Source organism: Vibrio ruber DSM 16370 (assembly GCF_900163965.1).
Taxonomy (GTDB): domain Bacteria; phylum Pseudomonadota; class Gammaproteobacteria; order Enterobacterales; family Vibrionaceae; genus Vibrio; species Vibrio ruber.
Genome location: NZ_FULE01000045.1, coordinates 1 through 26,928 on the forward strand (window position 1 = coordinate 1; position 26,928 = coordinate 26,928).

A 26,928-nucleotide genomic window follows, 5' to 3' on the forward strand; every position below is an offset into this window, starting at 1 on the left:
TACTAATTGCCCGTGAGACTTAACCATACAACACCGAAGGGGTTTTGTGGCTCATTAAGAACAATTTGATTGTGTAGAGAACAAAGAAAACAGCTTTCCGAATTAAAGAATTTGCTTGGCGACCATAGCGTTTTGGACCCACCTGACTCCATGCCGAACTCAGTCGTGAAACGAAACAGCGCCGATGGTAGTGTGGGGTCTCCCCATGTGAGAGTAGGACATCGCCAGGCTTTAATTTGCAGTTTGTCTACTGAAGCTTGATGCTTTTGATAGCTGCGATGCTCATGTGCGTTTGCACACTGCGCTTCTCGCTTCAAAATCCTCATCGCACAGCGACAAACTTCTAAATAAAGCGGTTATTGGTAAGACTTTATTTAGAGCGAAATACCTAAGTGGAGCGGTAGTTCAGTTGGTTAGAATACCGGCCTGTCACGCCGGGGGTCGCGGGTTCGAGTCCCGTCCGCTCCGCCACTGATTTGAAGACCTCAGCAGCAATGCTGGGGTTTTTTTGTCTCTGGCGGAGAGATAAATGCCTGTCATTTTCACCGGCAGCCGAAAGTGGTCGGTCGGTTCAGTCGGTTCGCCTTTCTTTTTTAAACCCCGCGTCCTGTTACGCTGCCGTGGACAATCGCGGGCTCAAGTCCCGTCCACTTATCCGTATAAGAATAGCCACTGATTTGAAGACCTCAGCAGTAATGCTGGGGTTTTTTTGTATCTGGCGGTGAAGACCGATTCCTACTGCACCATGAAATGATTATCCCGATGTTATTGAGCCTCAGTCGAGAGACTGGGGCTCTTTTGCGTTTAAATGATGGGTTACATTAGGGTTGGGAGCGTTGTCACTAAGCCAATAAAATAATATCTCAACTTCCATAATGATATAAAAACCATCGTTTTAGTAAGAATAGCTATATCGATGGACATATTCGCTGATTTATAGAATTTGCATATTATGCAACTGATGGTATTCATTGCTCAGATAATAATGAGGCCTCGAAATTATAAAAAAGAACTGATTTTTATTTTTATCTGAGCGAGGCCTCTTACCATGTATAAGTTCAAACTCTCTGTGCTTGAGAAAGTTGGATTTGGCGCCGGAGATATGGCTGTCAATGTGGTGATTTCATCGATGATGCTGATCATTACGTTTTTCTATACGGATATCTTTGGTCTGAAAGCCAGTGACTTGGCAATGTTATTCATTGTTGTTCGTTTGATTGATGCGGTGACCGACCCTATCATGGGGATGATTACGGATAAAGTGAATACCCGTTGGGGGCGCTATCGTCCTTATATGCTGTTTTTATCAATCCCCTTTGGCATTTCAGTGTTCTTAACCTTTAGTACGCCAGATTTGGATTACAACGGGAAATTAGCCTATGCCTATGCGACCTATATTTTTGTGACGGTGATGTTTACCGCTGTCACGATTCCATATATTTCTTTAATCAGTGTACTGACTGACGATCCGAAAGAAAAATTATCGGCCAACGGGTATCGGCTATTTTTTGCCAAAATTGCCGCATTTCTGGTGACGATCATCGTTCCTTTACTCTCTGAGCAATGGGGGAGTGAAAATATTCAATTAGGCTATCAGTATGCCATGGGATTAATGGCTTTAATGGGGACACTGTTGTTCTTATTTTGCTATTTTACGACGACAGAGCGTATCGACTATGTCATCGATAAAAAACCATTTACTCAGCAACTGAAATCGCTCATTAACAATGATCAGTGGGTCATATTATGCTTGGTTTGCATTACAGGTACGGTCGGTTATACGGTGCGAGGATCCGTTGCTGCATACTATGCCAAGTATTATCTGGGAGGGGATGCCGCAATGATTTCTGCATTCCTCGCAACAGGGGTTGTGGCTGCGATTCTGGCTATGGTTGCGTCAACTTGGATTACAAAATACTACTGTAAGGTTAAGCTATTCCGTTACAGTCAGATTGCTGTAATGATTGTGAGTGCAATTCTTTATTTTTCGGTAGGGCAGTCTGACTTTGTCCTCGCTTTTATTCTCTATTTTCTGCTGTCTTTTATTGTTGATTTGCACGCGCCTGTTTTCTGGTCAGCGATTGCTGAAGCCGTTGATTATGGTGAATTCAAATTGGGTCAACGAGTCTCTGGTTTATCGTTTGGCGGTATTTCATTCTGTCAAAAATTTGGAATGGGGATTGCCGGTGCCATTGTCGGATGGCTACTGACCTTTTTCGATTATGTGCCGAATCAGACACAGTCTGGCTTTACATTAACGGGGATTGCTTTAATGCTTACTCTCATCCCTGGCATATTCCATCTGATCATGGGGTTATTGATGTTCAGATATAAAGTAACAGATAGCTATTACAACACGATGATTCGCCAGAGAGGGCAGTATAAAGACATGCATGATGGTCGCGATAATGTGAGTGATAAAACACCGTTGTCTTTCCCAGCAAAATGAGGTTATTCCATGGTATTTAAGATAAACAACCCAGTCATTGAGCAGCGAGCTGATCCACATGTCTATCTTCATCATGATGGATACTATTATTTCACGGCATCGGTGCCTGAATATGATCGTATTGAGCTCAGAAGAGCAAAAACGCTGGCCGGGCTGGCAGAAACGAATGAAATCGTGACGGTTTGGCACAAGCCCGAGCATGGTCCTTACTCTGATTTGATCTGGGCTCCGGAGATTCATGCAATTGACGGTGGATGGTATATCTACTTTGCTGCTGCGCCCAGTAGAGACATTAAGGATGGTTTATTTCAACATCGCATGTATGCCATTCACTGTGACGGAGAGAATCCGCTGGTACACCCTTGGACGTTTTGTGGTCAGATCGATTCTGGTATTGATTCATTCTGTCTTGATGCAACGACATTTGAGCATCGGGGAACTCGCTATTATGTCTGGGCACAGAAAGAAGAAGCGATTGCCGGTAATTCCAATTTATACATTGCTGAAATGTTGTCACCGACAACACTGAAATTACCTGCTAGTCGTTTATCAATCCCCGAGTTTGATTGGGAAGTTCAAGGGTTTATGGTTAATGAAGGCCCGTATATCCTGATTAGCCACGGGAAAGTCTGGCTGACGTATTCTGCCAGCGCGACCGATGAGCGTTATTGTATGGGGCTTTTGCAAGCGGATGAGAATGCAGATTTACTTAACCCTGAAAGTTGGCACAAATCCCCACAGCCGGTTTTTGTGACGAACGCAGGCGAATGTGTTTTTGGCCCGGGGCACAGTTGCTTTACTAAAGATGAGCAGGGTAATGATATTCTGGTGTATCACGCTCGTCATTATACAGAAATTGAAGGTGACCCGTTGTGGGATCCCAACCGCCATACCCGAATGAAACAAGTCTTCTGGGAAGGGGATCAGATTATACTGGGTCAGGCTGAATAGGAATTTAATGTCTTAAATCTCAGAATCGATTACTCTGACAGCGATATCCTTTCTTCTAATTCTTCTATAAGGTTGAGGAATGAATCAGTTGGCAAAATATAAATGCCAAGTATCGTCCTCAACCGTTTCACTTCCAACTGAATTTATATTTTTGATCTTCTTCATGTCACACAGTACCATCATAATTCTATTCATCCCCCTGAACAGAGCGGGTATTGAAGCAAGTGCTATCTATACCGATGCTCGTATGAGTTGGGTGCCCGTATCAGATATGAACATAATATGATACTTGGTGGATATGTAAAATCGGATTAAGTGAAGGATTTTGACATAAAGTGACTCCTGTAACTTTTTTATTGTGTGACTTTGTATGACCCTTGATAGCCGTATTTTTTAATTAAGAAAGGTTGTTTTTGGGGATTTTTTGAGGAAATGATGATGAGTCAGTTCTCCATTCTCGGCTTTATTGCTTTTGGGGGTGCATTTGGTGCTTGCTCCCGGTATCTAATTTCAGAACTTTGTGTCTTTCTGTTCGGTAAAGGCTTTCCCTATGGAACGTTAACTGTGAATATTTTAGGCTCATTTATCATGGGACTTTTAATTGCAGCTATTCAGGGGCAGCTGATTTCTGTGGAACCATGGCGTCAAATCATCGGATTGGGATTCTTAGGTGCTTTGACAACGTTTTCTACTTTCTCTATGGATAATGTTTTATTGATGCAGCAAGGCGCATTTATTAAGTTTGGTGTGAATATTCTGTTGAATGTTATTTTGAGTATTTCTGCTGCGTGGGTCGGTTTTCAACTCCTGACGAAGAGTTAAATAATTTTTACTTTGTTTCATAAAATCCATTCTCTATAATGTATTTACTTGTCGGAGTGCCAAAAGGCTGAGACCGTTCATTCGGGATCCGTTGAACCTGATCAGGTTAAAACCTGCGAAGGGAACAAGAGAGAATATTCAGGCTACATTTCATCACTGCCTCTCTATTGTCCGAAAATCTGTTTGTATGTCGTTTTTATTCATCATGCGACAATCGATTTTCACCTCTTGTCTCTGCATCCTTCCGTCAAGCATTTCTTTCTTAACCATTTATTGGAGAAAAATGCATGTCGAGCCGTAAACAATCCAGACTGGAAGCAAAACAGTTTATTGAAAATATCCAGTCAACACCTTATCCCAATTCAAGCAAAATCTATTTACAGGGTTCCCGGGAGGATATCCGGGTACCGATGAGAGCTATCCAGCTTGCCGATAGCCTGGTCGGTCACTCGAAGGATAGCCCTGTCTATGAACCTAACGAACCGATTTATGTGTACGATACATCAGGCGTGTATACCGACCCGCAATATACAATCGATGTGTATCGAGGTTTGCCGGCCTTGAGACAGACATGGATCGAAGAGCGGTCTGACACGGCAATGCTGGAGCAGATGACCTCTGATTATGCGCGTGAGCGTTTGGCGGATACAACCCTCGACTCTTTGCGATATGGTCATTTACCACTTATTCGTAAAGCTCTGCCCGGTCATTGTGTCACCCAGCTTCATTATGCCCGGCGTGGCATCGTAACGCCTGAGATGGAGTTTATTGCCATCCGTGAAAACATGCAGCGTCAGCAGTATCATGACGAGCAATTGAACTTACAGCATCCCGGAGAAAGTTTCGGTGCTCATATGCCGGAAGTGATCACCGCTGAATTTGTCCGTCGTGAGGTGGCCGAAGGGCGAGCGATTATTCCGGCAAATATCAACCATCCTGAATCTGAGCCGATGATTATCGGCCGTAATTTCTTGGTCAAAGTGAATGCCAATATTGGTAATTCTTCAGTTACATCCTCGATTGAGGAAGAAGTTGAGAAGTTAGTTTGGTCAACGCGCTGGGGTGCTGATACGGTGATGGATCTCTCTACCGGACGCAATATTCATGAAACGCGAGAATGGATTTTACGCAATAGTCCGGTTCCGATCGGTACGGTTCCAATGTATCAGGCTTTGGAAAAAGTTAATGGTGTTGCCGAGAATCTGACTTGGGAAGTCATGCGTGACACCTTGATTGAACAGGCGGAGCAGGGGGTTGATTACTTTACCATTCATGCCGGTGTTCTGTTGCGCTATGTCCCGATGACTGCGAAGCGGGTGACGGGAATTGTTTCCCGCGGGGGCTCTATCATTGCGAAGTGGTGTCTGGCACATCATGAAGAAAACTTCCTCTATACCCATTTCCGGGATATCTGTGAAATCTGTGCTCAGTATGATGTGTCACTCTCTTTAGGCGATGGACTCCGCCCCGGCTCCGTGGCAGATGCAAACGATGAAGCTCAGTTTTCTGAACTCAGAACATTGGGTGAACTGACCAAAATTGCATGGGAATATGATGTTCAGGTGATGATTGAAGGCCCCGGACATGTTCCGATGCACTTAGTCAAAGAGAATATGGAAGAACAGCTGCGCCACTGTTCGGAAGCACCATTCTATACTTTAGGTCCACTGACGACCGATATTGCTCCCGGATATGATCACATTACATCCGGAATCGGTGCGGCCATGATCGGCTGGTACGGTTGTGCCATGCTTTGTTATGTCACGCCCAAAGAACATCTTGGGCTGCCGAATAAAGAAGATGTGAAAACCGGACTCATCACCTACAAACTTGCGGCTCATGCTGCTGATTTGGCAAAAGGGCACCCCGGAGCGCAAATCAGAGACAATGCGCTATCAAAAGCTCGGTTTGAATTCCGCTGGGAAGACCAATTTAACCTCTCCTTAGATCCGGTTACAGCTCGTGCTTACCATGATCAAACGTTGCCTCAAGAATCGGGAAAGGCCGCTCATTTCTGTTCAATGTGTGGGCCTAAATTCTGCTCAATGAAGATCTCTCAGGAAGTCCGTGAATATGCGAAAGCGCAACAGGATAATCATTCCAAACCCGATCATACGCTCAATATTCAAATGCTAGATATCTCGTCAGATGATGAGCGATTGGCGGGGATGAAGCAAAAATCTCAGGAATTTAAAGCACAGGGTTCAGCACTGTATCGTTTAGCTCAAAATGCCGATCAGGAGGATTAGCATGATTGGGTTAAGTGTTTCTAAAGATTTTTTGACAGCTGACATGCTCGCATTGGTGAAGTCTGAACTTCACCATGTCTTGTATATCGCACAGGCTGAAGGATTAACCGCACCGAAGATGCATTTTTTGTTTGACGATAGTGGTGATTATCATTTGTGCATTGAGCTCGAGCGGAGTGATCCGATCGACCCTGAAGTATCGGTTGATGTAAGTTCTACTGAAAAGAATTGCGTCATACTGATGGCTGATGAGCAATCGCAACAAGCTGTTCAGCAGAACTACCAGATCATCTATTGTGCACAAGTTAGTGATAAACCCATTGCGAGTGAACAGCAGATCGTGTCGAAAGCTGAAATGCTTTCCAAGATAAAGGCGAAGGGAAGGGATGTTGCCATTGCTGTTGCGTATTCACCGCAGCAGGATGCACCGCACACAGAATTGTGGCTGGCAGGGGATGAGGTTCGTTCGCTTTCACTTTCCTCTACTGCGTTTTCCTCAACGTTAGCGTCTGAAATTTCCGATGATGGTTTTCCACATTTATTGGTTACCAAGCATTTAGCCTGGTTGATGGGCGCTTTGCTTTTAGACTTTCCGCTTGAAGATGCGTTAATCATTGCTCGGGCTTCAATGAATGTTTCACGTGAAACATGGCCCCAACATATCCATGAATTTCCTGCCATATCTTCTGCTGTTGTGGCCACGACAAAGGATGAATCAGACACTGAGAACGAGTCTGTAGAAAAGTCATTTTTTAGTGTGCAGTCTGTGTCGGAAGGCAATGCATGTCGGCAGGTTTTTAAAGCAGTCGATATGGAAGACTTGTCACTCTATCCGGTGGTCGATGATGTTCAATGGGTGGATCAATTACTTCAACTTGGGGTGAAGACGATTCAGTTACGGATTAAAAATCCACATCAGCCTGATCTTGAGCAGCAAATTAAGCAAGCCATCTTGCTGGGGCAGACATATCAGGCACAAGTCTTTATCAATGATTATTGGCAACTGGCAATTAAACATCAGGCTTTTGGTGTTCATCTGGGGCAAGAAGATTTACATACCGCCGATATTCAGGCGCTGCATCGTGCTGGCATTTGTTTAGGTATTTCAACTCATGGCTACTGGGAAATTCTTAAGGCACACCAACTTCATCCGAGTTACATCGCTCTGGGGCATATTTTCCCGACCACGACCAAACAGATGCCATCTCAGCCTCAAGGCCTTGTACGGTTACGGCTTTATCAGCGTCTCGTCGATTCTATTGCTCAGGCACAACATCGAGTGATTCCAACGGTTGCGATTGGTGGGATAGCGTTAGATAACGCTGCGGCTGTACTAGAACAAGGTGTTTCGAGTGTTGCAGTGGTTCGGGCTGTTACACAAGCTGCAAATACTGCTCGTGCTGTTGAGGATTTCCGGCAGTTGTTTTTATCAAGGAAGGTACAGGTTCAATCAAGGAGGAAGCACGATGTCATTACTCAATGATCAGGCGTTTCTCCGTTATCAGAGACAGATTGCTTTGGCAGAAATTGGCGAAGTGGGTCAATACGAACTGAACAAAAAGCATGTGCTCATGATTGGTTGTGGCGGATTGGGGACGGCGGTCTCACTGTATCTTGCTGGTGCTGGTATCGGTTCGATAATTCTGGCCGATCATGATGCGGTTGAGATAAGTAATTTGCATCGGCAAATTGCTTATCGGGAAAATGATCTCGGCACTCGTAAAGTGTGCGCGCTGGCTGATCAACTCCGGGGGCTCAATCAACAGTGCCGTATCAGAACTATCGATAAAAAACTGGAAGATGAACAACTTCAGCTTGAGGTGATGTTAGCTGATGTGGTGATCGATTGTAGTGACAACTTTCCGACGCGGCATCAAATCAATCGTATCTGTTATCAGCAAAAAACGCCCCTTGTCTCTGCATCTGCGATTGGCTGGGATGGGCAGTTATCCGTTCATCGCTTCTCGAATGATTCACCCTGTTATCGCTGTTTAGTCGGAGATACCAGTGATCATCATTCTAAACGGTGCCATGAGTCTGGCGTATTGGGGCCGGTTGTCGGAACAATGGCTTCTCTTCAGGCGCTTCAGGTGATCCAAGAATTACTCAGGAATATCTATCTGAGTTCATCTTTTACAACCAACCAATCACATACTCACGAGCGATTGACTCCACGTGGCAGCATGGCTGAATTTTTCCATTTTGATGGACGAACAATGCAGCTGAAATCATTTCACTATGAAAAAGATATGGCTTGTCCTGTTTGTGGTTTTTCAGTTGACGATGACGGTGCTGATGATGAAAAGGGAAGATGAGATGAACATACAGATAACGCTGAATGACACCGTTTATACATTTCCTGCTGGTATCACATTAGCACAAGTGATCAACCAGCTTTATTTACCTGAGCAGGGATGCGTTTTTGCGCTGAATGAGCAAGTGGTGGCCAAAAGTCGATGGTCGCAGATGATGCTCAATGATGGTGATCAGATTTCGCTCTTTCAGGTTATTGCCGGAGGTTAGCAGATGGCAACTCAAACACAGCGCAACAATGGCGCATCAGATATGAATACCCCCCTAAAAATTGCAGACAGAATATTCGGCTCTCGTTTATTTACCGGTACCGGTAAATTTGCCAGTGCCGGGATGATGGTGAAAGCGATTCAAGCCTCCGGTTCAGAAATGACGACAATGGCTTTGAAACGGATCGACCTGCAACATGCAAATGACAATATTTTGGAACCATTGCATGAGTTGGCTCTGCATTTTCTTCCTAATACTTCAGGAGCGAAAACCGCCAAAGAGGCAATTTTTGCAGCGCACTTAACGCGAGAAGCTTTAGCAACAAATTGGATCAAACTTGAGATTCATCCGGATCCCAAATATTTACTACCGGATCCGATTGAAACGCTTCGGGCGGCGGAGCAATTGGTCAATGATGGCTTTATTGTCCTGCCTTATTGCCACGCTGATCCGGTTTTATGCAAACGACTTGAAGAAGTCGGGTGTGCCGCTGTCATGCCGCTTGGGGCACCCATCGGTTCAAATCAGGGGTTAGCCGCCAAATCTTTTCTGGAAATCATTATCGAGCAGGCCAATGTTCCGGTGGTGGTGGATGCCGGAATTGGTTTGCCATCCCATGCGGCTCAGGCGATGGAAATGGGCGCGGATGCCGTGTTGATTAACACTGCGATTGCCAGTGCAGCCGATCCGCTGATGATGGCAAAAGCATTTAAGTTGGCGGTTGAATCCGGACGCATCGCCTATGAAGCGGGTGGGGGTGATGCATCATCTCATGCGGTGGGAACCAGTCCGCTCACTCAATTTTTAGGGGAGGTGTGAGATGAGTTTTCTCGATGTTTTCCATCAATTCAACTGGGACGATGTGCGTCTTTCGCTGTATAGCAAAACATCAGCTGATGTGGTGCGTGCATTGGGGAAAACCAAACGCTCATTGGAAGATTTTAAAGCGTTGATTTCTCCGGCGGCAGAACCTTTTCTTGAGCAAATGGCTCAGCAGTCGATGGCGCTGACCAGAAAACGGTTCGGTAATACGGTGGGGTTTTATATTCCGCTATATCTGTCTAACCTGTGCTCTAATTCATGTACCTACTGCGGTTTTTCAATGGAGAACCGACTCAAGCGAAAAATACTGAATCATCAGGATATCGAGGCCGAGATTGCTGCAATTAAACAGATGAAGTTTGACAGCGTTCTGTTAGTAACGGGTGAGCATGAAACAAAAGTTGGATTATCGTATTTCGAGCAAGTGGTTCCCCTGGTTAAAAAGCATTTCAATTATCTGGCGATGGAAGTTCAGCCACTTGATGAAGCTGCATATGCAAAACTAAAAACATTGGGGTTGGATGGGGTGATGGTTTATCAGGAAACATATCATCCTGCGACCTATGCTCAACATCATTTACGTGGTAATAAGATGGATTTTGAATATCGATTACTGACACCCGATCGGCTCGGCAAATCCGGTATCGATAAAATTGGACTGGGCGCTTTGATCGGGCTCGATGACTGGCGGACGGATATTTTCTATGTTGCTCTGCATCTTGCCTATCTGGAAAAGACATACTGGAAGTCTCGCTATTCGATTTCTTTTCCGCGTTTACGGCCGTGTGCAGGTGGTGTTGAACCGGCTTCGATCATGACGGACAGACAATTGGTGCAAACGATCTGTGCATTTCGCCTGTTTGACCCTGAAGTTGAATTATCCCTCTCGACGCGTGAATCCCCCAGTTTCAGAGATAATGTGGTGCCGCTTGGTATTACTGCTATCTCTGCGGGATCTAAAACACAACCGGGGGGGTATGCCGACCAATCAACAGCACTAGAGCAGTTCACTGTTGGTGATGACCGTTCAGTCGAAGCGGTGGAACAAGCGATGATATATAGAGGATTAGAGCCGGTATGGCATGACTGGCACTCCGTTTTTTCCGGCTAAAAATCTGATCTGATATTTATAAACAGATTTCTAAGGGTAATCGGCTTAGTTCTCTCAACCAATGTTTCACGTGAAACATTGGTGCATGTTCTCTATTCTATGGAGTGTTTGCGTACAAACAAAAACAAGAAGAGGGCTTATCATCTTTCTTTATGAGATTAAGCCTTCTTCTCTTCTTGTATCTGTTTATCTTGTCATGGGGGATATTTGGGCAAAAATATCGGCCGCAGTGTGTTGAACAATTCGTTGAACAATGTGTTGAATCATTTATGCAGCCTTGGTGGTCTCATTATATTTACCAAGCAGAGCATGATAGAAATTATCGTCATTGAGAATGCCAACCAGTTGGTCATCCTCGACTAAAATAATCGGATAGCCGGTATGGTAGCGAATTTCAATCGCATCACGCATCTCTATATCCGGTGACGCCAGAATAATGGTGTGCTTATCTAATGAGGCGATATCAAGGCTCTTCTCCCACTCAATCGTCTTAATTGATTTTGGCCCTTGAGCAACCAGTTTTCCGTTTTGATTCTCTAGCCATAGATCACTTTGTTGGCAAACTTGCCAGCGACCTTCTTGATGTGTCAGTTCATCAATTGGCTTCATCAGAGAACGCCCCTTCAGTACATTCAACGGATTGGTATGAGCAACGAATTCCCGGACATAATCTGTTTCCGGTTGTAGGACGATCTCTTCAGGTCGGCTATGTTGAATCAGTTGACCAGACTCCATGATGGCAATGCGATTGCCAATTTTTAAGGCTTCATCTAAATCATGACTGACAAATAAAATCGTTTTGTTTAGTTTTTTCTGTAAGGTCAGTAATTCATCTTGTAGTTGGGTTCGGATGAGCGGATCGAGGGCTGAAAACGGTTCGTCCATTAATAAAATATCACTATCCATCGCAAAAGCCCGCGCGAGGCCAACGCGTTGCTGCATTCCTCCGGAAAGCTCATGCGGATATTTGTTTTCCCAGTCTGCCAAACCGACCATTTCCAACTGTTCACGTGCATGTTTACGACGTTCTTTTTTGGAGATCCCCTGCATTTCCAGTCCGAAGGCGACATTATCAACCACGGATAGCCATGGCATCAGAGCAAATTTTTGGAATACCATTGAAACACGCTGAGTCCGCAGGTTACGTAATGTTTCATTGTTACAGCTGGCAACATCAACAAAATCCTGACCGTGTTTGACTTTCAGGGAGCCTCGGGTGACTTGGTTGAGCCCGTTAACGGCTCGCAGCAAGCTTGATTTTCCTGAGCCGGACAAGCCCATTAATACGCAGATTTCACCTTCTTTGACGGTAAGACTGACATTATTCACGCCAACAACTAATCCCGTTTCATCAATGATTTCCTGACGCGTTTTACCCTGATCGAGGAGGGCGGTTGCCTTTTCAGGCTGACGGCCAAAGACCACATCCAAGTTTTCAATAGCAATCGCATCTGCGGCTTCATGTTTGACATATTGATTCATGTTATTGCTCCTTGGTCTGATTTGGTGTTTTGCACAGTCGATCAAGAATGATGGCAACTAACACTATCGCTAGACCGGCTTCAAATCCTTGTGAAATATTGACGGTATTCAGTGCCCTTACAACAGGCTTACCTAAGCCGTCTGCACCAACCAATGCTGCAATGACGACCATAGACAGAGATAACATAATGCACTGTGTTACACCGGCCATAATGCTAGCCATTGCTGCCGGTAATTCGACTTTAAACAGCAGCTTCATGTTGCTGGCACCAAATGCTTTACCGGCTTCGATCAGCTCTTCCGGAACGCGGATAATTCCCAGATAGGTCAGACGAATCGGTGATGCAATGGCAAAGATAATTGTCGAAATTAATCCCGGAACCACACCAAGACCAAATAACACCAGTGTCGGAATTAAATAAACAAAGGTTGGCACGGTTTGCATCAGATCTAAAATTGGTCTGATGGTGGTATATAGCCAAGGCCGATGCGCTGCCATAATACCAATCGGAACTCCGACTAAGACTGAAATGGTTGTTGCCGAAAAAACTAATACAAAGGTTTCCAGCATTTCTTGCCAGTATCCGAGGTTGAGGATTAGCAATAAAGAGGCGACGATAAAGATGACTAAAGATACCCGGCGATGCAGCCACCAAGCCAGTGCAGCGGTGAGCAGAATCGGAATGGAAGGTGGCATGGATTGGAAAATCCCGACCAGAAACATAATCACTGTTTCAAGTGTGTATGAAATAGTGTCAAAAAAAACGGCTGCATGGATTGTGAGCCAGTCTACGCATGACTCCATCCACTGACCGAGTGGAATTTTATAATCTGTAATGAAATTAATCACAATAATGTACCTCATCGGTGCTGGTTGAACAGCACCGACCGTTAAGTATTGTATTCAATGGATATATGATTAGTTGGCGTGTAAGTATTGCATCAGTGCGGCTTTGCCGGGTTTGCCATCCAACGTCGTGACACCATCAAGCCATTGTGCGAAAACGTCTGAATGCGCTTTTAACCAGGATTTTGCTGCTTTTTGTGGTGGCATTTTTTTGTTGAGGATGTCGTCCATGATCTGGTTCTCCATGGTGAGGCTGAACTGCAGATTTTTAAGCAACTTTCCAACATTGGGACATTGTGAAGTATAGCCTTTACGAACGTTGGTATAGACTGTTGCACCACCATAGTTCGGGCCGAAATAGTCATCCCCGCCGGCGAGGTAAGCCATTTTAAAGTTGCTGTTCATGGGGTGAGGCGCCCAGCCGAGAAAAGCAATCCATTGATGGCGACGGATCGCACGGGCAACCTGTGATACCATGCCTGCCTCACTTGACTCAATCAGATCAAAATCTTTAAGCTGAAAAGCATTAGTATCGATCATCTTTTGAATCAGTCTGTTACCATCATTACCGGGTTCGATGCCATAGATGCGATGATGGAATTTATCGGCGAATTTCGCTAAATCAGCAAAGCTGTGTACGCCTGCATCATAGACATACTGAGGCACTGCAAGGGTATATTTTGCACCGGTTAAATTTGCCCGAACCTGCTCGACACGACCACTATCAAGATATTTTTTGATATCACCTTCCATGGTTGGCATCCAGTTTCCCAGAAAGACATCAACATCCCCATTTGCCATCGAAGAATAGGTCACCGGGACGGAAAGCAGATCGGTCTTCGTTTGATAACCCAGGCCATGCAATACTTCCGTTGTGACAGCGGTTGTTGAGGTTATGTCTGTCCATCCGACGTCGGAAAAGTGGACCGTTTCACAAGTTGTCGCTGCATAGCTTGGTAAAGCACACGTGCAACCGAAGCCGAGTAACACAATTTTCCTGATAAGAGGCCATTTTCTGAAATTCATAATAATTCCTTCTTGTTCATCGTTTCATCTCTGTACTCGATACAGAAGTACGTTGAGTCTGAGTCGTCCGTTGTTTGGTCTGCCAGTCCGCTGCAATCCATACCGGTGCGTCGGAGCCGGGAAGAGGGGTATTGCCTAAAATAAAATCAGCAGCTCGTTCTGCCACCATCATGGTGGGGGCATTTAAGTTGCCGTTGGTAATCGTAGGGAAAATGGAAGAATCAACGATACGTAACTGGTCAATACCGATGACTTTGCATTGGGAATCGACGACCGCCATCGGGTCTTCGATATCTCCCATTTTGCAGGTGCAGGATGGGTGATAAGCACTTTCGACATTTTCTCTGACCCATTGATCAATCGCGGCATCACTTTCAATATCAATACCGGGCTGGATTTCATCACCACGATAAGCTGCTAATGCCGGTTGGGACATGATCTCTCTGGTCAGGCGGATGCAGTCACGCCAGTCCTGTCTGTCTTGTGCTGTGGATAGGTAATTAAATTCAATATTTGGGCTGATATGTGGATCCGCAGAGGTAATCGATATTTTGCCACGACTCTCTGGTTTATTCGGGCCGACGTGAACTTGAAAGCCATGTCCGGCAAATGCGGCCTGACCATCATAACGCATCGCAGCCGGCAGAAAGTGATACTGAATATTCGGCCATTTCAGCCCGGCTCTGGAACGAATAAAGGCGCAGGATTCAAAATGGTTAGTTGCCCCGAGCCCTTGGCGGGTGAGAATCCATTGTGCGCCAATCAAGCCTTTACTGAGCAATCCTAATTTACTGTTAAGTGTGATTGGCTGTTTACATTGATACTGAAAATAGACTTCAAGGTGGTCCTGAAGGTTCTCGCCAACTCCGGGGAGTTGATGATTCACATCAACGCCAGCGGCTTCTAAGACATCTTTCGGGCCAATCCCGGAACATTGCAGCAGTTGCACTGAACCGACCGAACCGGCAGATGAAATCACTTCAGCATTGGCATAAGCGGTTTGAATGGTGCCTTGATGCTCAAATTCAACCCCGATCGCTTTCTTGCCGTCGAGCAGAATTTTTCTCGCCACAACATGTTGCAACAAGGTCAGATTTGAGCGCTTTAATGCGCGTTTCAGATATGCATTGGCTGTTGAGGCCCGGACACCGTGATCAACGGTCATATGCATCGGGCCGAAGCCTTCTTGCTGATAGCCATTATAATCTATCGTTTCTGGATAACCGGCTTCGACACCGGCCTGAATAAATGCACTATAGAGTGGATTGAGTTTCATTTCGTTGCCGTTACACGTTGCAACCGGTCCATTCTCACCACGATACTGATCGCCGCCGCCTGACCAAGATTCAGCGCGTTTGAAATAGGGCAGGCAATTGGCATAATTCCAGCCGGTTGCGCCTTGTGCTTCCCATTCATCGAAGTCACAGGCATGACCGCGAACGTAAACCATGCCGTTAATGGATGAGCTGCCACCGAGGACTTTGCCGCGGGGACAATGAAGCTGACGTCCGCCGAGCCCTTTTTCCGGAACGGTTTCAAACTGCCATGCATATTTGGGCGTATTCATCGGATAAGAGAGTGCCGTCGGCATTTGAATGAAGATACTTTTGTCACTGCCTCCCGCTTCGAGAAGCAGGACATTGTATTCTCCTGATTCTGTTAATCGATCAGCCAGTATACAACCGGCAGATCCGGCACCGACAATGATATAATCAAACTGCTGTTTCATCTGTTGGCTCCTAGTACGGGTAAGGGCTTTCAAAGTTTCCTAACTCGATAAAGACACTCTTGGTTTGTGTATAGTGGGTTAGTGTCTCAAGGCCATTCTCTCGGCCAACCCCAGAGTTTTTGTATCCCCCGACAGGCATTTCAGCCGGGGAGTTACCCCAGGTGTTAATCCAGCAGATACCGGCCTGAAGCTGATGAATAATGCGGTGAGCACGAGAAATATCCCGGGTAAATACTCCGGCTGCGAGCCCATAAGATGTATCATTCGCGCGTTGAATCACATCGGCTTCATCCGCGAACTTCATCACCGCCATGACTGGGCCGAAGATTTCATGCTGAACCAGCGCCATGGTTTCATCACAGTCATAGAAGACCGTCGGTGCAACAAAGTTGCCTTTGTCCAAACCGTTTTCTGTCACTTGAAAACCACCGGTCAGGAGCTTTGCGCCACTGTCGCGGGCTTCATCAATGGCTGCCATCACCTGATGACAATGTTTTTTGGAAATCAGTGCACCCACTTGTGTGTTGATGTCCATTGGATCGCCGATAATCAATTGCTCTGTGCGGGATTTGAGCTGTTTTAAGAAATCATCGTAGATTGATTCGTGGACAAAGACGCGAGTGCCATGAGTACAAACCTCGCCCTGAGTGTAGAAATTGGCGACCATTGCGACCGATACCGCTTGTTCAATTGGTGCATCATCAAAGATCAGCAGTGGTGATTTTCCGCCCAGCTCCATCGTGACAGACTTGAGTGTCCGGGCGCTGTTTGCCATGACCTTTTTGCCTGTTTCTACCTCTCCGGTGAAAGAGACCTTGGCAATATCAGGGTGCGATGTCAGGCGCTCTCCGACCTGACCATCACCCTGAACAATATTGAATACACCATCGGGGACACCAGCTTCAGTATAAATTTCCGCGAGCTGAAGTGCTGACAGTGGCGTTTCTTCTGAAGGTTTGAAAATCATCGCATTGCCAGCTGCAAGTGCCGGTGCGGATTTCCACATGGCAATCTGGATTGGATAGTTCCAGGCACCGATACCGGCACAGATACCAAGAGGCTCCTGACGGGTATAGAAAAACTGATTTGGTGTAAGAGGTTGTTGTGTACCGACTAAGGTTGGTGCCAGTCCCGCATAATATTCGATAACGTCTGCACCAGTGACGATATCGACTTCAAGTGCTTCTTGTAATGGCTTGCCGGTATCGAGCACTTCTAATTTTGCCAGTTCATCATTTCTTTCTCTGAGGAGCCGGACAGCGTTTAGCAGGATGCGGCTTCGTTTAGTGGCGGTCATGGCTGACCAACGTGCAAATCCTTGTTTGGCTGATGCGACAGCATCTTCAATATCCTGTGCAGAGGCTTGTTCAAGTTCAGCAAGCACAGCTCCGGTTGCCGGATTCAATGAAGTAAATGTTTTTCCGGAAGTCGCATTACGCCGTTTTCCATGTATATACAGTGGTTTCATTATCGAGGCCTAACCTTGTAAGTTGTCGTAATACCAAATTTGTTTGTCCAGATAATCGTTAATGATCGTTCTGGCAAGTGTTGCATCAATGCCTCTCGGGTTTAATGCACCGCGGAGCCAGATACCATCGATCAATGCAGCAATACCATGTGCAACGGATGAAGCCTGAGACCGGGGGATTAAGGTTTTTAGTTCGATTTTAAGGTGTGAAATCAAACGTTTTTCATTCACGCGCTGAAGTCTGTGGAGCTGGGGGTCATGCATAGCGTAGGACCAGAAAGCCAGCCACGTTTTTACCACCTCGCTCTCGGTCTGAAATCCGTTGAAATTGCCATCAATAATGGCATTAATCCGTTGGTAATGGGCATCGGGTGATAGTTGCTTTAAGGCTGTTGTAATCTCCCGGGAGTGTTCACGCAAAATGGCGCGCATTGTTTCTTCAAGCAATCCTTGCTTGCCACCGAAATAGTGATTAATGATTCCGGTGGAAACGCCAGCTTCTTTACTGATCAGCGAGATACTTGCACCATGTAATCCGACGCGTTCGATCACATTCATCGTCGCCTGAACAAGCTGCGGTTTACGGATATCTGGCATACCGACCTTAGGCATAGCGGCTCCATGTTTTTTTAATTGAACGATTAATTAACAAAAAGTTAACACATAAATTCATTCGCTTTCAAATCTTTTTTGGTTAAAAAGTATCTTGATTCGGTTTAATTTGTATATTTTTGCTTTAAAAACAGCTTGTTATTGTGTTTAAAATGTTTAGGGTTCTAATCTTTGTGGCGGGAGTTATGAAATGCATTGGAGCGCAATTAAAACCAGCCGACATGTCGTCGACTGGTTTACTGCAAAAGAGAGGATATTAAAATGATGACCGAGTGATTGGCAGGGTTGCCTGCTTGAGCCATTCTTTGACGGTGCCGCTAACCAGTGGTGAAACATCATCCCAGACTTTCTGGTGATAGTGGTTGAGCCACTGAATTTCAGCGTCGTTCAGTAATGACAGATCGATAGCACGCTGGTCAATCGGGCAGCGGGTTAAAGATTCAAATCCCAATGCATTAAAATCACCTTGGGTATCTACCGGCGTGACCAGTTCCAGGTTTTCGATACGAATCCCAAATTGATCCGCACGGTAATAACCCGGCTCATTGGAAACAACCATTCCCGGCAGTAAGGCGACGGTATTCGGGGCTTTACTAATCCGCTGTGGTCCTTCATGAACATTGAGACAGTGGCCGACACCGTGACCGGTACCGTGGTCGAAGTCGTAACCATGAGCCCATAAGTGCTGGCGTGCCAGTGCATCAAGCTGATGTCCGGATGTTCCTTGTGGGAAGCGCGCGCTTGCCAGTGCGATATGACCTTTTAAAACAAGTGTAAATTGCTGTTTCATCAAGGGTGATGGGGTACCAATCGCGATAGTTCGGGTAATATCTGTTGTGCCGTCGGTATATTGACCTCCGGAATCGACCAGATAGAAGCTGTTCGGTGTCAGTTGCCCTGGCGTTGGCTGATTGAGGTGATTGTAATGGCACATTGCTGCATTACTGCCAGCGGCGGAAATAGTACTGAAGCTGAAATCGAGCAAGGTGGGATCTTCTTGCCTGAATACCGCTAACTGATCGGATAACGTGGCTTCATTGTGCATATTACCTTGAGCAACTTCTTGATCTAACCAAGATAAGAATTTTGCCATTGCAGCACCGTCACGAATGTGGCACGCTTGCATCCCTGCGATTTCGCTGGCGTTTTTCGCAGCTTTCGGTAGCATACAGGGATCAGCACCATGGATGACGGATACGCCGGCATTTTGTAGTGTCAGGCTGAACCAAGCGTTACAGGTGTCGGGATCCAGTAAGACTTGTTTTCCTTGTAAGTTTGTCAGTGAGTGTTCAAGTGTTTCCGGCGGGCAAATTCTGACGCCCGCTCCGGCATGATGTTCAAATTCATCAATCACCCGTTGTGGGTCGATGAAGAAATCAACACTGGCATCGTCATAGATAATGGCATAAGTCAACAGAACCGGGAGGCAAGCAATATCCTGTCCGCGAATATTGAGTAACCAGCAGATTGAGTCTGATTGCGTTAATAGTGCACAGTGTGCTTGTTTTTTTCTGAGGATTTCGGCGATGGCTTGTCGTTTCTCTTCACTGCTCTGACCGGATTGTTTGATATCCATTAACCACATTTTTGAAAAAAATGGCACTGGACGGTTCTGCCACAACAGATCGATTGGGTTATTCTGTAGTGGGCACAGTGTGAGTTTCCCTGAGACTTTTTGTTGCGCGTGCGTTACCCATAGGCTTCGGTGAAGACGCGGATCGAATCCGACTTTACTGCTTGGGGAAAGATGGTCTATTATCCAATCGAGAAATGGTTCTTCAATCAGATGATGATATTCAAATATTGAGTCTGGTACTTGTTTGGTGACTTGAACCGTATAGCGGCCATCAACGAAAATTGAGGCTTGCTCTTGCGTAATGACGGCAACACCTGCAGAACCGGTAAAGCCTGTAAGCCATTGCAGACGTTCGTTGTGGACGGGTAGATATTCTCCCAGATATTCGTCCTCATGAGGAACAATCAGCGCATCAAGTTGGTTTTCTTTTAGCCAGCTTCTTATATTTGATATACGTTCGGATATATGACTTTGCATCTGTTGTTATCCTTTTTTTAGTCGATCGTAAAATGCGACTCGTGAGTGATGTTGAAATAAGCTACGCTTTTTTTGTCTGGCTCGCAATTTTGTCTGATAAGTATCGTTATTCATATAGGACATCGGATGTGATGTTCTATATGAATAAATAGCAACCAATCGTTTGTGAAACGTATTATTATTGATATGTTCGCTTGCGATGATTATTTAGGCATATCTTTAACATTATAATATTTTTTGGAAATCACATATGTCGATGACAACTTATGAAATGGCTCGAATTTTAGAGCAACTTGATGAAACACCGGAGAAGGTGATGTTTGGAAAGTTGCTCAGTGAATTGGGCAACCAGAGTAGCGAGCGCATTCGTAGTGCCGCTAAACAAGTACCTGTTCCTGTACTGCGAGACTTAGTTTATCAATTTGAACAAGTGATTGAATCCCGCAAATATGAGCAAGTCGAATCAATGGCAAAAAATTTAGCAGCTCAAGGTATTTCAGCTGAAGAGTTACTGAATTATTTAAGTAAAAAATAGCATCATTTAAAGTCAACTATATTTATCCGGTCTTTATACTGTTGATCATGGGATGACGTTCCGATTGATGGGGTTTTGTAATGAAATTAATGTTTCAGTAGATTGGACCTCATCAATACTTTGCAATTTGTCGATGAGTACGTATTGAAGTTCTTCAATCGAATGACACATTAATTTGGCAAATATATTGTATGCTCCAGTTGTATAATAGGCTTCGACAACTTCATCGAGTGCATTCAGCTTTTCTAAGGCTGAATGATAGTCTCTTGCAGCATTCAGATTGATACCAATAAAACAGCAGACATCGTAACCCAGCTTTTTTGTGTTCACGACGACTTCCGTTTTTTGGATGATATCTGCGTTTTTCATTTTTTCGATGCGAACGTGGATCGTTGCCGGGCTGACATTAAATTGTTTTGCCATTTCAGCGTAGGGCGTTCGGGCGTCATCCATTAAAATTTTTAGAATAGCTCGATCCAAATCGTCTAGTTTGGCCGTATTGGGATGCATGATTATTCCTTGTTTGAGCTGTTATGTTTTTTATAGGAAATAGACTCAGATCACCTCGGTATGTCTTATGTATGACAGATTGAGGATTAGAGGTTATATCAATGTTACTGTTTTATCATATCAGGCTATTCTATCACTCAAATAGTTAAATGATGTATACCGCTAAGTTGATTTTCATGTATATCACCACTGCATGATCAGAGGAGAATGTCTTTTTTGCCACTACAGTTGTTAACCGAGTCCATTGACGGACAACCAACCATGGATGCGATTGCAGAGCGCTGGCAGCTTGAGCATACCGCAGCCAGCCCCTTTGCTTTAGTGCTTACCGAAGAACGTTTGGAACTGCGCCTGCTGGATGACCCCAAATTAGGGGCTATCTATGTTGATTTTGTGGGAGGCGCGGTTGCTCACCGGCGTAAGTTCGGCGGTGGCAAAGGGCAGGCAATCGCAAAAGCGGTCGGGCTTAATAAAGGTGTAACACCCGTTGTCCTTGATGCAACAGCCGGACTGGGCCGTGATGCGTTTGTTCTGGCGTCTTTAGGGTGTCAGGTTCTGATGGTGGAACGTCACCCTGTGGTTGCAGCTTTATTGGAAGATGGGCTGAGACGTGCGCGTGCTGATGGCGAGATCGGTGCGTGGGTGAGTGAGCGGATGACGCTATTGCATGAGAGCAGTCACCGGGCTCTGGAACATCTTGAGCACAGCATTCAACCCGACGTTGTTTATCTCGATCCGATGTATCCTCATCCGGTGAATAAGAAGAAAACAGCGCTGGTGAAAAAAGAGATGCGCGTGTTTCAATCTTTGGTCGGAGCAGATGATGATGCCGATGCGTTGTTAACTCCCGCCTTGCGTTTGGCGAAAAAGCGAGTGGTGGTCAAGCGTCCTGACTATGCGCCGTGGCTCAATGAACAGCGACCCACCATGACCATTGAAACTAAGAAAAACCGGTTTGACGTTTACGTGAATGCAGCAATGGATGAGAAGGTATCACCTGTATAGTTACATATGATATTGCCGTTTGGTCTGATGTTTTACTTGATTCCCGAACGATTGCTTTGTATATCTAATTAAGAATAATTATTATTTTTGTTGGGATAAAGCATGAGCAAGCGCCTGTGTAAATTTGATCGACGTGAAATCCGGCACACACTGGGAGAGATTCATCACTTGGTGAGTGCACCAAAGTTTTTATGTCTTTCTTGCGCAAGAAGTGCGAATCAACTTTCTAGTTTATGCAAGCCTGTTGAGCTTCCCACTCCCATACAGCAAGTCGCACTAGCGGAAAAACCACCATCACAACTGAATATGATGATGTCAGTATGGGATAAAAAAGCGCTCAAACAATTGAAGAAACAGCACAAAGACAAGAAAGCCCGTAAGCAGATTAAAAAATTAATCCGGCAGCAAAAGCAATTGCGCAAAGAGTCCGGAAAAATTCAGAAAAGGCTGGAAAAGATAGCTTGTTGATGTTTTGTAAGTGATTACTTACTTTTGTTTTGGGTGTTATCAAAACTGTAATCAGGATAGGGAAAGATGAGCACAGAACATCTTTCCCTATTTTTTGATACATTTTTCGCGATGTGTTTTTAGAGCTATGAGTACTGCTGTGTCACTTTGCGTTTGACCCAAGTTTCATTGATCCAGAGCGACAGCATAATGATCGCACCACCGAGTATCAGTTTCGGTAGATTGGCGTCTCGGTTCCAGATTAAGATATTCACAATCAGACCTGCTGGTACCAGCGCATTGTTCATAATCGCCAGTGCGCCCGCATTGACCAAGCACGCGCCTTTATTCCACATAAAATATCCCACACCCGAAGCGATCAGCCCCAGATAGACTAATATTCCCCATTGCAGAGAAGTGGTCGGTAACTTATCCGGATGACCAAAGAGCAGAAACGCAATGGTTGCAACAATCAGAGCACCGAGATAGAAATAACCAAATACAGTGTGTTGAGAGAGCTTGGTTTCATGACTTTCCATCAAATATTTGTAACTGACCTGACCGATAGCGAAGCAAAGATTTGCCCCCTGAACGACTAAAAAACCCAGTAGAAAGTCTTCCTGAACATCTGTTCGTTTGATAACGACCGTCCCTAAAACCGCTACGATAGCTGTGACGAGATACCAAGGGGAGAAACGACCTTTGAGCAGATCGTAAATCAACGTGACATATATTGGGGTAAATACTGTAAATAACAGCACTTCAGGGACACTGAGCAGCATAAAGGATTGGTAGTAAAAGCAATACATCAAACCAAGCTGAATCCCGCCGATAGCCATCAGTTTGATGATCAGCGATTTAGAAACCTGCCGGAATTTCAGAAAAGGTAAAAACACGACGCTCGCAAGCACGATGCGTATGAGGACGGAGAACCAAGCATCAACCTGACCGGCAAGATAGACACCGATCAGGCTGAACGAAAAAGCCCATAACAGGGTAATCGCAGAAAGATAAGCCATATGATAACTTCAAAATAATCAATAATGGCTCAGAGTCTAGCGAAGTTTTCCCTGTTCGTCAGTCTTTGAGTGGCACTACCAGCATGTCGACCGGAGAGCAGTTGATAAGGAGTTTGGTCGAAGAAAGTAGTTTACTCCAGAAATCCTGATGATGGCCACAGACAACCAAATCGATTTCATATTCCTTGATCGTTTCACAAATTTCATGGCCTAAATCACCACTGCCAACTAAGGTGTGATGAATCGGATAATTGGCATGGGCTGCGATTTCTTGTAAATGCTTTTGTGACATTTCCATAGATTGATGTTGTGTCTCTGCCAGATTGATATCGATCAGCCCGGTGTACAATTCGGCATAATTCACATCAATATGAATAAAAGACAATTTTGCTCCGAGAGGTTTTGCCAATGCAACCGCTTTATCTACTAAAACTCGGCTTTCCTCAGACAAATCGACTGTGACTAAGATATGTTTATAGCTCATTATACTGTCCCCGTTTCATATCCGATGGTTTCACTTTAGCATCGCCCTGAAAAAAAAATTGTCGTAATGATCTCAGTTCCACTTCTCTGCCAGAAGATGATAAAGTGTTGAAGGTGTTATATTTCAATCAATACGAGAGTAAATCAGGAGACAAGGTTATGCTAGCACAGGCTATGGTTGATCAACTAAATGATCAAATTAATCTCGAATTTTTCTCATCCAATCTATACTTACAAATGAGTGCTTGGTGTGAAGATAAAGGCTTTGAAGGTGCAGCAATGTTTCTTCGTTCTCATGCTCAAGAAGAAATGCAGCACATGCAGCGTCTGTTTACTTATGTGAGTGAGACAGGTGCGCTGCCGATTCTCGGTGCGATTGATGCGCCCAAACATGATTATAATAGTTTAGGGGAGGTTTTCCGCGAAACATATGAACATGAGCAAATGATAACGCAAAAAATTAACAAGTTGGCCCATGTAGCATTCACATCCCAAGATTACTCGACCTTTAATTTTCTTCAGTGGTATGTTGCTGAGCAGCATGAAGAAGAAAAACTGTTTAAAGGGATTTTAGACAAGTTAGAGCTGGTTGGTGAAGATGGTAAAGCCCTGTTTTTCATCGACAAAGATTTAGCAGACATGGTAAATGAAGGTTCATCTTCCGTTATGGGTTCTCAAGCCGGGTAATCTCAGAAATATCACTGCTGATTGTCTTTTTCTTTGAGATCCAAGTGAAGATGTAGGGAGGAAAAGATGATCAGCGAAGATACGATCTTATTCGCACTCATGGGAGTGACACTGGTTAATGTTGCGCGGTACCTAACAGCGCTTCGGGCATTGATTTATATCATGCGTGAAGCCCATCCTCTCTTGTATCAGCAAGTAGACGGTCCCGGATTTTTCACCACTCACGGTAATATGAATAAACAGGTCCGTTTATTTCATTACATCAAAAGTAAAGAGTACCTTCATCATCATGATTCAGTATTTACCGGCAAATGTGAACGGGTGAGACAGCTCTTTATACTCTCATCTTCTCTTGTCGGAATCACGATGATGACCACGCTTATTTTGTAGAGAGACATTCAACGTCGGGCGCTTGATTGGTAAAATGACTCGCTTGGCGTTAGAATCAGCGTTCAATTGACGAAGGATGTGCTGACTGGTACATCCTTTTTTCGTGTCTTTGATGTTTATAGCGATCGCTTTTGTTAGATGTTGGTGAGATAAAAATGAGTAAACAGGTTGATGTCGTGGTGATCGGAGCCGGAGCCGCAGGGCTGATGTGTGCTGCGCAGGCTGGTAAACGAGGGCGACGCGTCTTGGTTATCGATCACGGTAAAAAACCGGGACGAAAAATCCTGATTTCCGGTGGGGGGCGCTGCAACTTCACCAACTATGATGTCTCTGCGAACCATTATCTCTGTCGCAATCCACATTTTGTTAAATCTGCATTATCTCAATATACCAACTGGGATTTTATCTCTTTGGTCAGCGAATACGGGATTGCGTTTGAAGAACGCGATCACGGGCAATTGTTCTGCCTTGATAGTGCTAAGGATATTGTTAATTTACTGCTCAAAGAGTGTGACTTACCCAATATTGAACAGCGTTATCAGGTCGATATTCAGACCATTGAGAAAACGGAAGCCGGTTTTCGCCTTCACACTGGGCAGGAAATCATCGAGTGCCAGTCGTTGGTGGTTGCAACCGGAGGGTTGTCAATGCCAAAACTGGGTGCAACACCTTTTGGCTATCAAATTGCGGAACAGTTTGGTTTGCAGATCATTCCGACCAGGGCAGCATTAGTGCCTTTTACACTCCATAAAGAAGAAAAAGATTTGTTTGCCGAATTATCGGGGATTGCAGTGCCTGTGGTTCTCACCGCTGAAAATGGCACCGCATTTAAAGAAGCGTTGCTTTTCACGCACCGCGGTCTTTCCGGACCGGCCGTGTTACAACTGTCTTCCTATTGGCAGCCGGGGGAGAAAGTCACGGTGAATTTAGTACCGGATGAAGATATCGAGCAATTGCTGAACCGTTCCTGTGCCAAACACCCCAACCAAAGTGTGAAAAATACCCTTGCGAAGGTGTTACCTAAACGCTTGGTTGAAGTCTTGATTGAGCGAGGTGAGCTGGTGGATAAGCCGCTCAAGCAGCTCAACAGTAAAGAAATGGCGGCACTGGTTGAAACATTGACTCACTGGCAGATTTTACCCAACGGCACGGAAGGCTACCGCACCGCAGAAGTGACTCAGGGTGGGGTTGATACCGATGCGCTTTCTTCGAAAACCATGGCATGTAAATCCGTTCCCGGCCTGTTCTTTGTCGGTGAAGTGATGGATGTCACCGGCTGGCTGGGCGGATATAACTTCCAGTGGTGCTGGTCGTCCGGCTGGGTTGCCGGGCAGTGGGTGTGATGTTGTGCAAAGCAGCGTTACTTTCCCTCTGACAGCACAGCAATTCTTTCTAAATCTCGACTCGGAAAATCAGGATCGACATACACATACATAGATTTAATGGTTTTTAATCTGGATAATCCGTAAAGGGGGTGTAGTGGTACGGTGAATTTGGCCACCTGATTAGAGGTGTTAAAATACACCTCATAGCATGACAGGTGAAACTATGACCAAGCGTACCAGACGCACTTTCAGTGCGGAATTCAAACTCGAAGCAGCGCAACTTGTTCTCGATCAAAACTACACCGTTGTTGAAGCTGCAAAAGCCATGGGTGTTGGTAAATCGACAATGGATAAGTGGGTAAGGCAGCTCAAGCAAGAAAAAA

The 26,928-nt window shown here is 45.1% G+C and carries 26 protein-coding genes, 1 tRNA gene, 1 rRNA gene and 1 riboswitch; of the genes, 18 read left to right on the top strand and 10 right to left on the bottom strand.

Features of this window, described 5'->3' with window-relative positions; all coding sequences use genetic code 11:
* Positions 1–114 precede the first annotated feature (114 nt).
* The 11 genes from rrf to thiH all read left to right on the top strand — a co-directional run bounded on the left by rrf (position 115) and on the right by thiH (position 10,927).
* Positions 115–230 (top strand): 5S ribosomal RNA (gene rrf, locus VR7878_RS15795).
* A gap of 164 nt (positions 231–394) precedes the next feature.
* A tRNA-Asp gene (locus VR7878_RS15800) sits at positions 395–471 on the top strand.
* A 577-nt stretch (positions 472–1,048) separates the two neighbouring features.
* A complete protein-coding gene (locus tag VR7878_RS15805; protein ID WP_077337015.1) occupies positions 1,049–2,449 on the top strand; it encodes an MFS transporter in 1,401 nt (466 codons plus the stop codon).
* 9 nt (positions 2,450–2,458) lie between these two features.
* Positions 2,459–3,400: a glycoside hydrolase family 43 protein gene (locus tag VR7878_RS15810; RefSeq protein ID WP_077337016.1), complete on the top strand. Its 942-nt coding sequence runs from the start codon at positions 2,459–2,461 to the stop codon at positions 3,398–3,400.
* A 438-nt stretch (positions 3,401–3,838) separates the two neighbouring features.
* Positions 3,839–4,222, top strand: a complete 384-nt coding sequence (gene crcB, locus VR7878_RS15815) for a fluoride efflux transporter CrcB (protein WP_077337017.1) — start codon at positions 3,839–3,841, stop codon at positions 4,220–4,222.
* 42 nt (positions 4,223–4,264) lie between these two features.
* Positions 4,265–4,363, top strand: a riboswitch (TPP riboswitch).
* A 146-nt stretch (positions 4,364–4,509) separates the two neighbouring features.
* Complete coding sequence (gene thiC / locus VR7878_RS15820) at positions 4,510–6,471, top strand: phosphomethylpyrimidine synthase ThiC (RefSeq protein WP_077337018.1); 1,962 nt, start codon at positions 4,510–4,512, stop codon at positions 6,469–6,471.
* 1 nt (position 6,472) lies between these two features.
* Positions 6,473–7,954, top strand: coding sequence for a thiamine phosphate synthase (gene thiE, locus VR7878_RS15825; RefSeq protein WP_235862901.1), 1,482 nt, complete (start codon positions 6,473–6,475; stop codon positions 7,952–7,954).
* On the top strand, positions 7,938–8,786 hold the full coding sequence (locus tag VR7878_RS15830; protein WP_077337019.1) for a HesA/MoeB/ThiF family protein: 849 nt from the start codon (positions 7,938–7,940) through the stop codon (positions 8,784–8,786). Before thiE ends, VR7878_RS15830 begins: the two co-directional genes overlap by 17 nt.
* Before the next feature lies 1 nt (position 8,787).
* The gene (gene thiS / locus VR7878_RS15835; protein WP_077337020.1) at positions 8,788–8,994 is read left to right on the top strand and encodes a sulfur carrier protein ThiS; all 207 of its coding nucleotides are present in this window, start codon (positions 8,788–8,790) and stop codon (positions 8,992–8,994) included.
* A 42-nt stretch (positions 8,995–9,036) separates the two neighbouring features.
* The gene (locus VR7878_RS15840; protein WP_077337034.1) at positions 9,037–9,813 is read left to right on the top strand and encodes a thiazole synthase; all 777 of its coding nucleotides are present in this window, start codon (positions 9,037–9,039) and stop codon (positions 9,811–9,813) included.
* Position 9,814: 1 nt separating this feature from the next.
* Positions 9,815–10,927, top strand: a complete 1,113-nt coding sequence (gene thiH, locus VR7878_RS15845) for a 2-iminoacetate synthase ThiH (RefSeq protein WP_077337021.1) — start codon at positions 9,815–9,817, stop codon at positions 10,925–10,927.
* A 267-nt stretch (positions 10,928–11,194) separates the two neighbouring features.
* Here thiH and choV read toward each other — a convergent pair whose 3' ends face one another.
* From choV to VR7878_RS15880, 7 genes are all read right to left on the bottom strand, one after another.
* Entirely contained in the window at positions 11,195–12,409 is a 1,215-nt protein-coding gene (gene choV / locus VR7878_RS15850) for a choline ABC transporter ATP-binding protein (RefSeq protein WP_077337022.1), read from the bottom strand.
* A 1-nt stretch (position 12,410) separates the two neighbouring features.
* Positions 12,411–13,256, bottom strand: a complete 846-nt coding sequence (gene choW, locus VR7878_RS15855) for a choline ABC transporter permease subunit (RefSeq protein ID WP_077337035.1) — start codon at positions 13,254–13,256, stop codon at positions 12,411–12,413.
* 72 nt (positions 13,257–13,328) lie between these two features.
* Positions 13,329–14,282: a choline ABC transporter substrate-binding protein gene (locus tag VR7878_RS15860; protein WP_077337023.1), complete on the bottom strand. Its 954-nt coding sequence runs from the start codon at positions 14,280–14,282 to the stop codon at positions 13,329–13,331.
* A 16-nt stretch (positions 14,283–14,298) separates the two neighbouring features.
* Positions 14,299–16,011: a choline dehydrogenase gene (betA, locus tag VR7878_RS15865; RefSeq protein ID WP_077337024.1), complete on the bottom strand. Its 1,713-nt coding sequence runs from the start codon at positions 16,009–16,011 to the stop codon at positions 14,299–14,301.
* A gap of 10 nt (positions 16,012–16,021) precedes the next feature.
* On the bottom strand, positions 16,022–17,479 hold the full coding sequence (gene betB, locus VR7878_RS15870) for a betaine-aldehyde dehydrogenase (RefSeq protein WP_077337025.1): 1,458 nt from the start codon (positions 17,477–17,479) through the stop codon (positions 16,022–16,024).
* Between the two features lie 9 nt (positions 17,480–17,488).
* A complete protein-coding gene (gene betI / locus VR7878_RS15875; protein ID WP_077337026.1) occupies positions 17,489–18,091 on the bottom strand; it encodes a transcriptional regulator BetI in 603 nt (200 codons plus the stop codon).
* A gap of 256 nt (positions 18,092–18,347) precedes the next feature.
* On the bottom strand, positions 18,348–20,144 hold the full coding sequence (locus VR7878_RS15880) for an aminopeptidase P family protein (RefSeq protein ID WP_077337027.1): 1,797 nt from the start codon (positions 20,142–20,144) through the stop codon (positions 18,348–18,350).
* A gap of 250 nt (positions 20,145–20,394) precedes the next feature.
* Between VR7878_RS15880 and tsrA the strand changes: the two genes are divergently transcribed.
* Complete coding sequence (gene tsrA / locus VR7878_RS15885; RefSeq protein ID WP_059123126.1) at positions 20,395–20,679, top strand: H-NS-like global regulator TsrA; 285 nt, start codon at positions 20,395–20,397, stop codon at positions 20,677–20,679.
* 45 nt (positions 20,680–20,724) lie between these two features.
* On the opposite strand, the gene asnC is transcribed toward tsrA, so the two are convergent.
* The gene (asnC, locus tag VR7878_RS15890; RefSeq protein WP_038185337.1) at positions 20,725–21,189 is read right to left on the bottom strand and encodes a transcriptional regulator AsnC; all 465 of its coding nucleotides are present in this window, start codon (positions 21,187–21,189) and stop codon (positions 20,725–20,727) included.
* Between the two features lie 216 nt (positions 21,190–21,405).
* On the opposite strand from asnC, the gene VR7878_RS15895 reads away from it, so the two are divergent.
* Together VR7878_RS15895 and VR7878_RS15900 are read left to right on the top strand one after the other, a co-directional pair.
* On the top strand, positions 21,406–22,194 hold the full coding sequence (locus VR7878_RS15895; RefSeq protein WP_077337036.1) for a class I SAM-dependent methyltransferase: 789 nt from the start codon (positions 21,406–21,408) through the stop codon (positions 22,192–22,194).
* 102 nt (positions 22,195–22,296) lie between these two features.
* Positions 22,297–22,662: a hypothetical protein gene (locus tag VR7878_RS15900; protein WP_077337028.1), complete on the top strand. Its 366-nt coding sequence runs from the start codon at positions 22,297–22,299 to the stop codon at positions 22,660–22,662.
* 125 nt (positions 22,663–22,787) lie between these two features.
* Here VR7878_RS15900 and VR7878_RS15905 read toward each other — a convergent pair whose 3' ends face one another.
* Together VR7878_RS15905 and uspA are read right to left on the bottom strand one after the other, a co-directional pair.
* A complete protein-coding gene (locus VR7878_RS15905; RefSeq protein WP_077337029.1) occupies positions 22,788–23,660 on the bottom strand; it encodes a carboxylate/amino acid/amine transporter in 873 nt (290 codons plus the stop codon).
* Positions 23,661–23,718: 58 nt separating this feature from the next.
* Positions 23,719–24,144, bottom strand: coding sequence for a universal stress protein UspA (gene uspA, locus VR7878_RS15910; RefSeq protein WP_059123123.1), 426 nt, complete (start codon positions 24,142–24,144; stop codon positions 23,719–23,721).
* 158 nt (positions 24,145–24,302) lie between these two features.
* Between uspA and ftnA the strand changes: the two genes are divergently transcribed.
* The 4 genes from ftnA to VR7878_RS15930 form a co-directional block, all read left to right on the top strand.
* Positions 24,303–24,830 (top strand): non-heme ferritin, encoded by a 528-nt coding sequence (ftnA, locus tag VR7878_RS15915; RefSeq protein ID WP_077337030.1) that lies wholly within the window; start codon positions 24,303–24,305, stop codon positions 24,828–24,830.
* Between the two features lie 66 nt (positions 24,831–24,896).
* Positions 24,897–25,220 carry a universal stress protein UspB gene (gene uspB / locus VR7878_RS15920; protein ID WP_077337031.1) on the top strand — a complete coding sequence of 108 codons (324 nt, stop codon included), beginning with the start codon at positions 24,897–24,899 and terminating at the stop codon, positions 25,218–25,220.
* Between the two features lie 155 nt (positions 25,221–25,375).
* Positions 25,376–26,563, top strand: coding sequence for a BaiN/RdsA family NAD(P)/FAD-dependent oxidoreductase (locus tag VR7878_RS15925; protein ID WP_077337032.1), 1,188 nt, complete (start codon positions 25,376–25,378; stop codon positions 26,561–26,563).
* Between the two features lie 205 nt (positions 26,564–26,768).
* Positions 26,769–26,928: transposase (locus VR7878_RS15930; RefSeq protein ID WP_077333472.1), on the top strand; the 160-nt coding region annotated here is incomplete at its 3' end.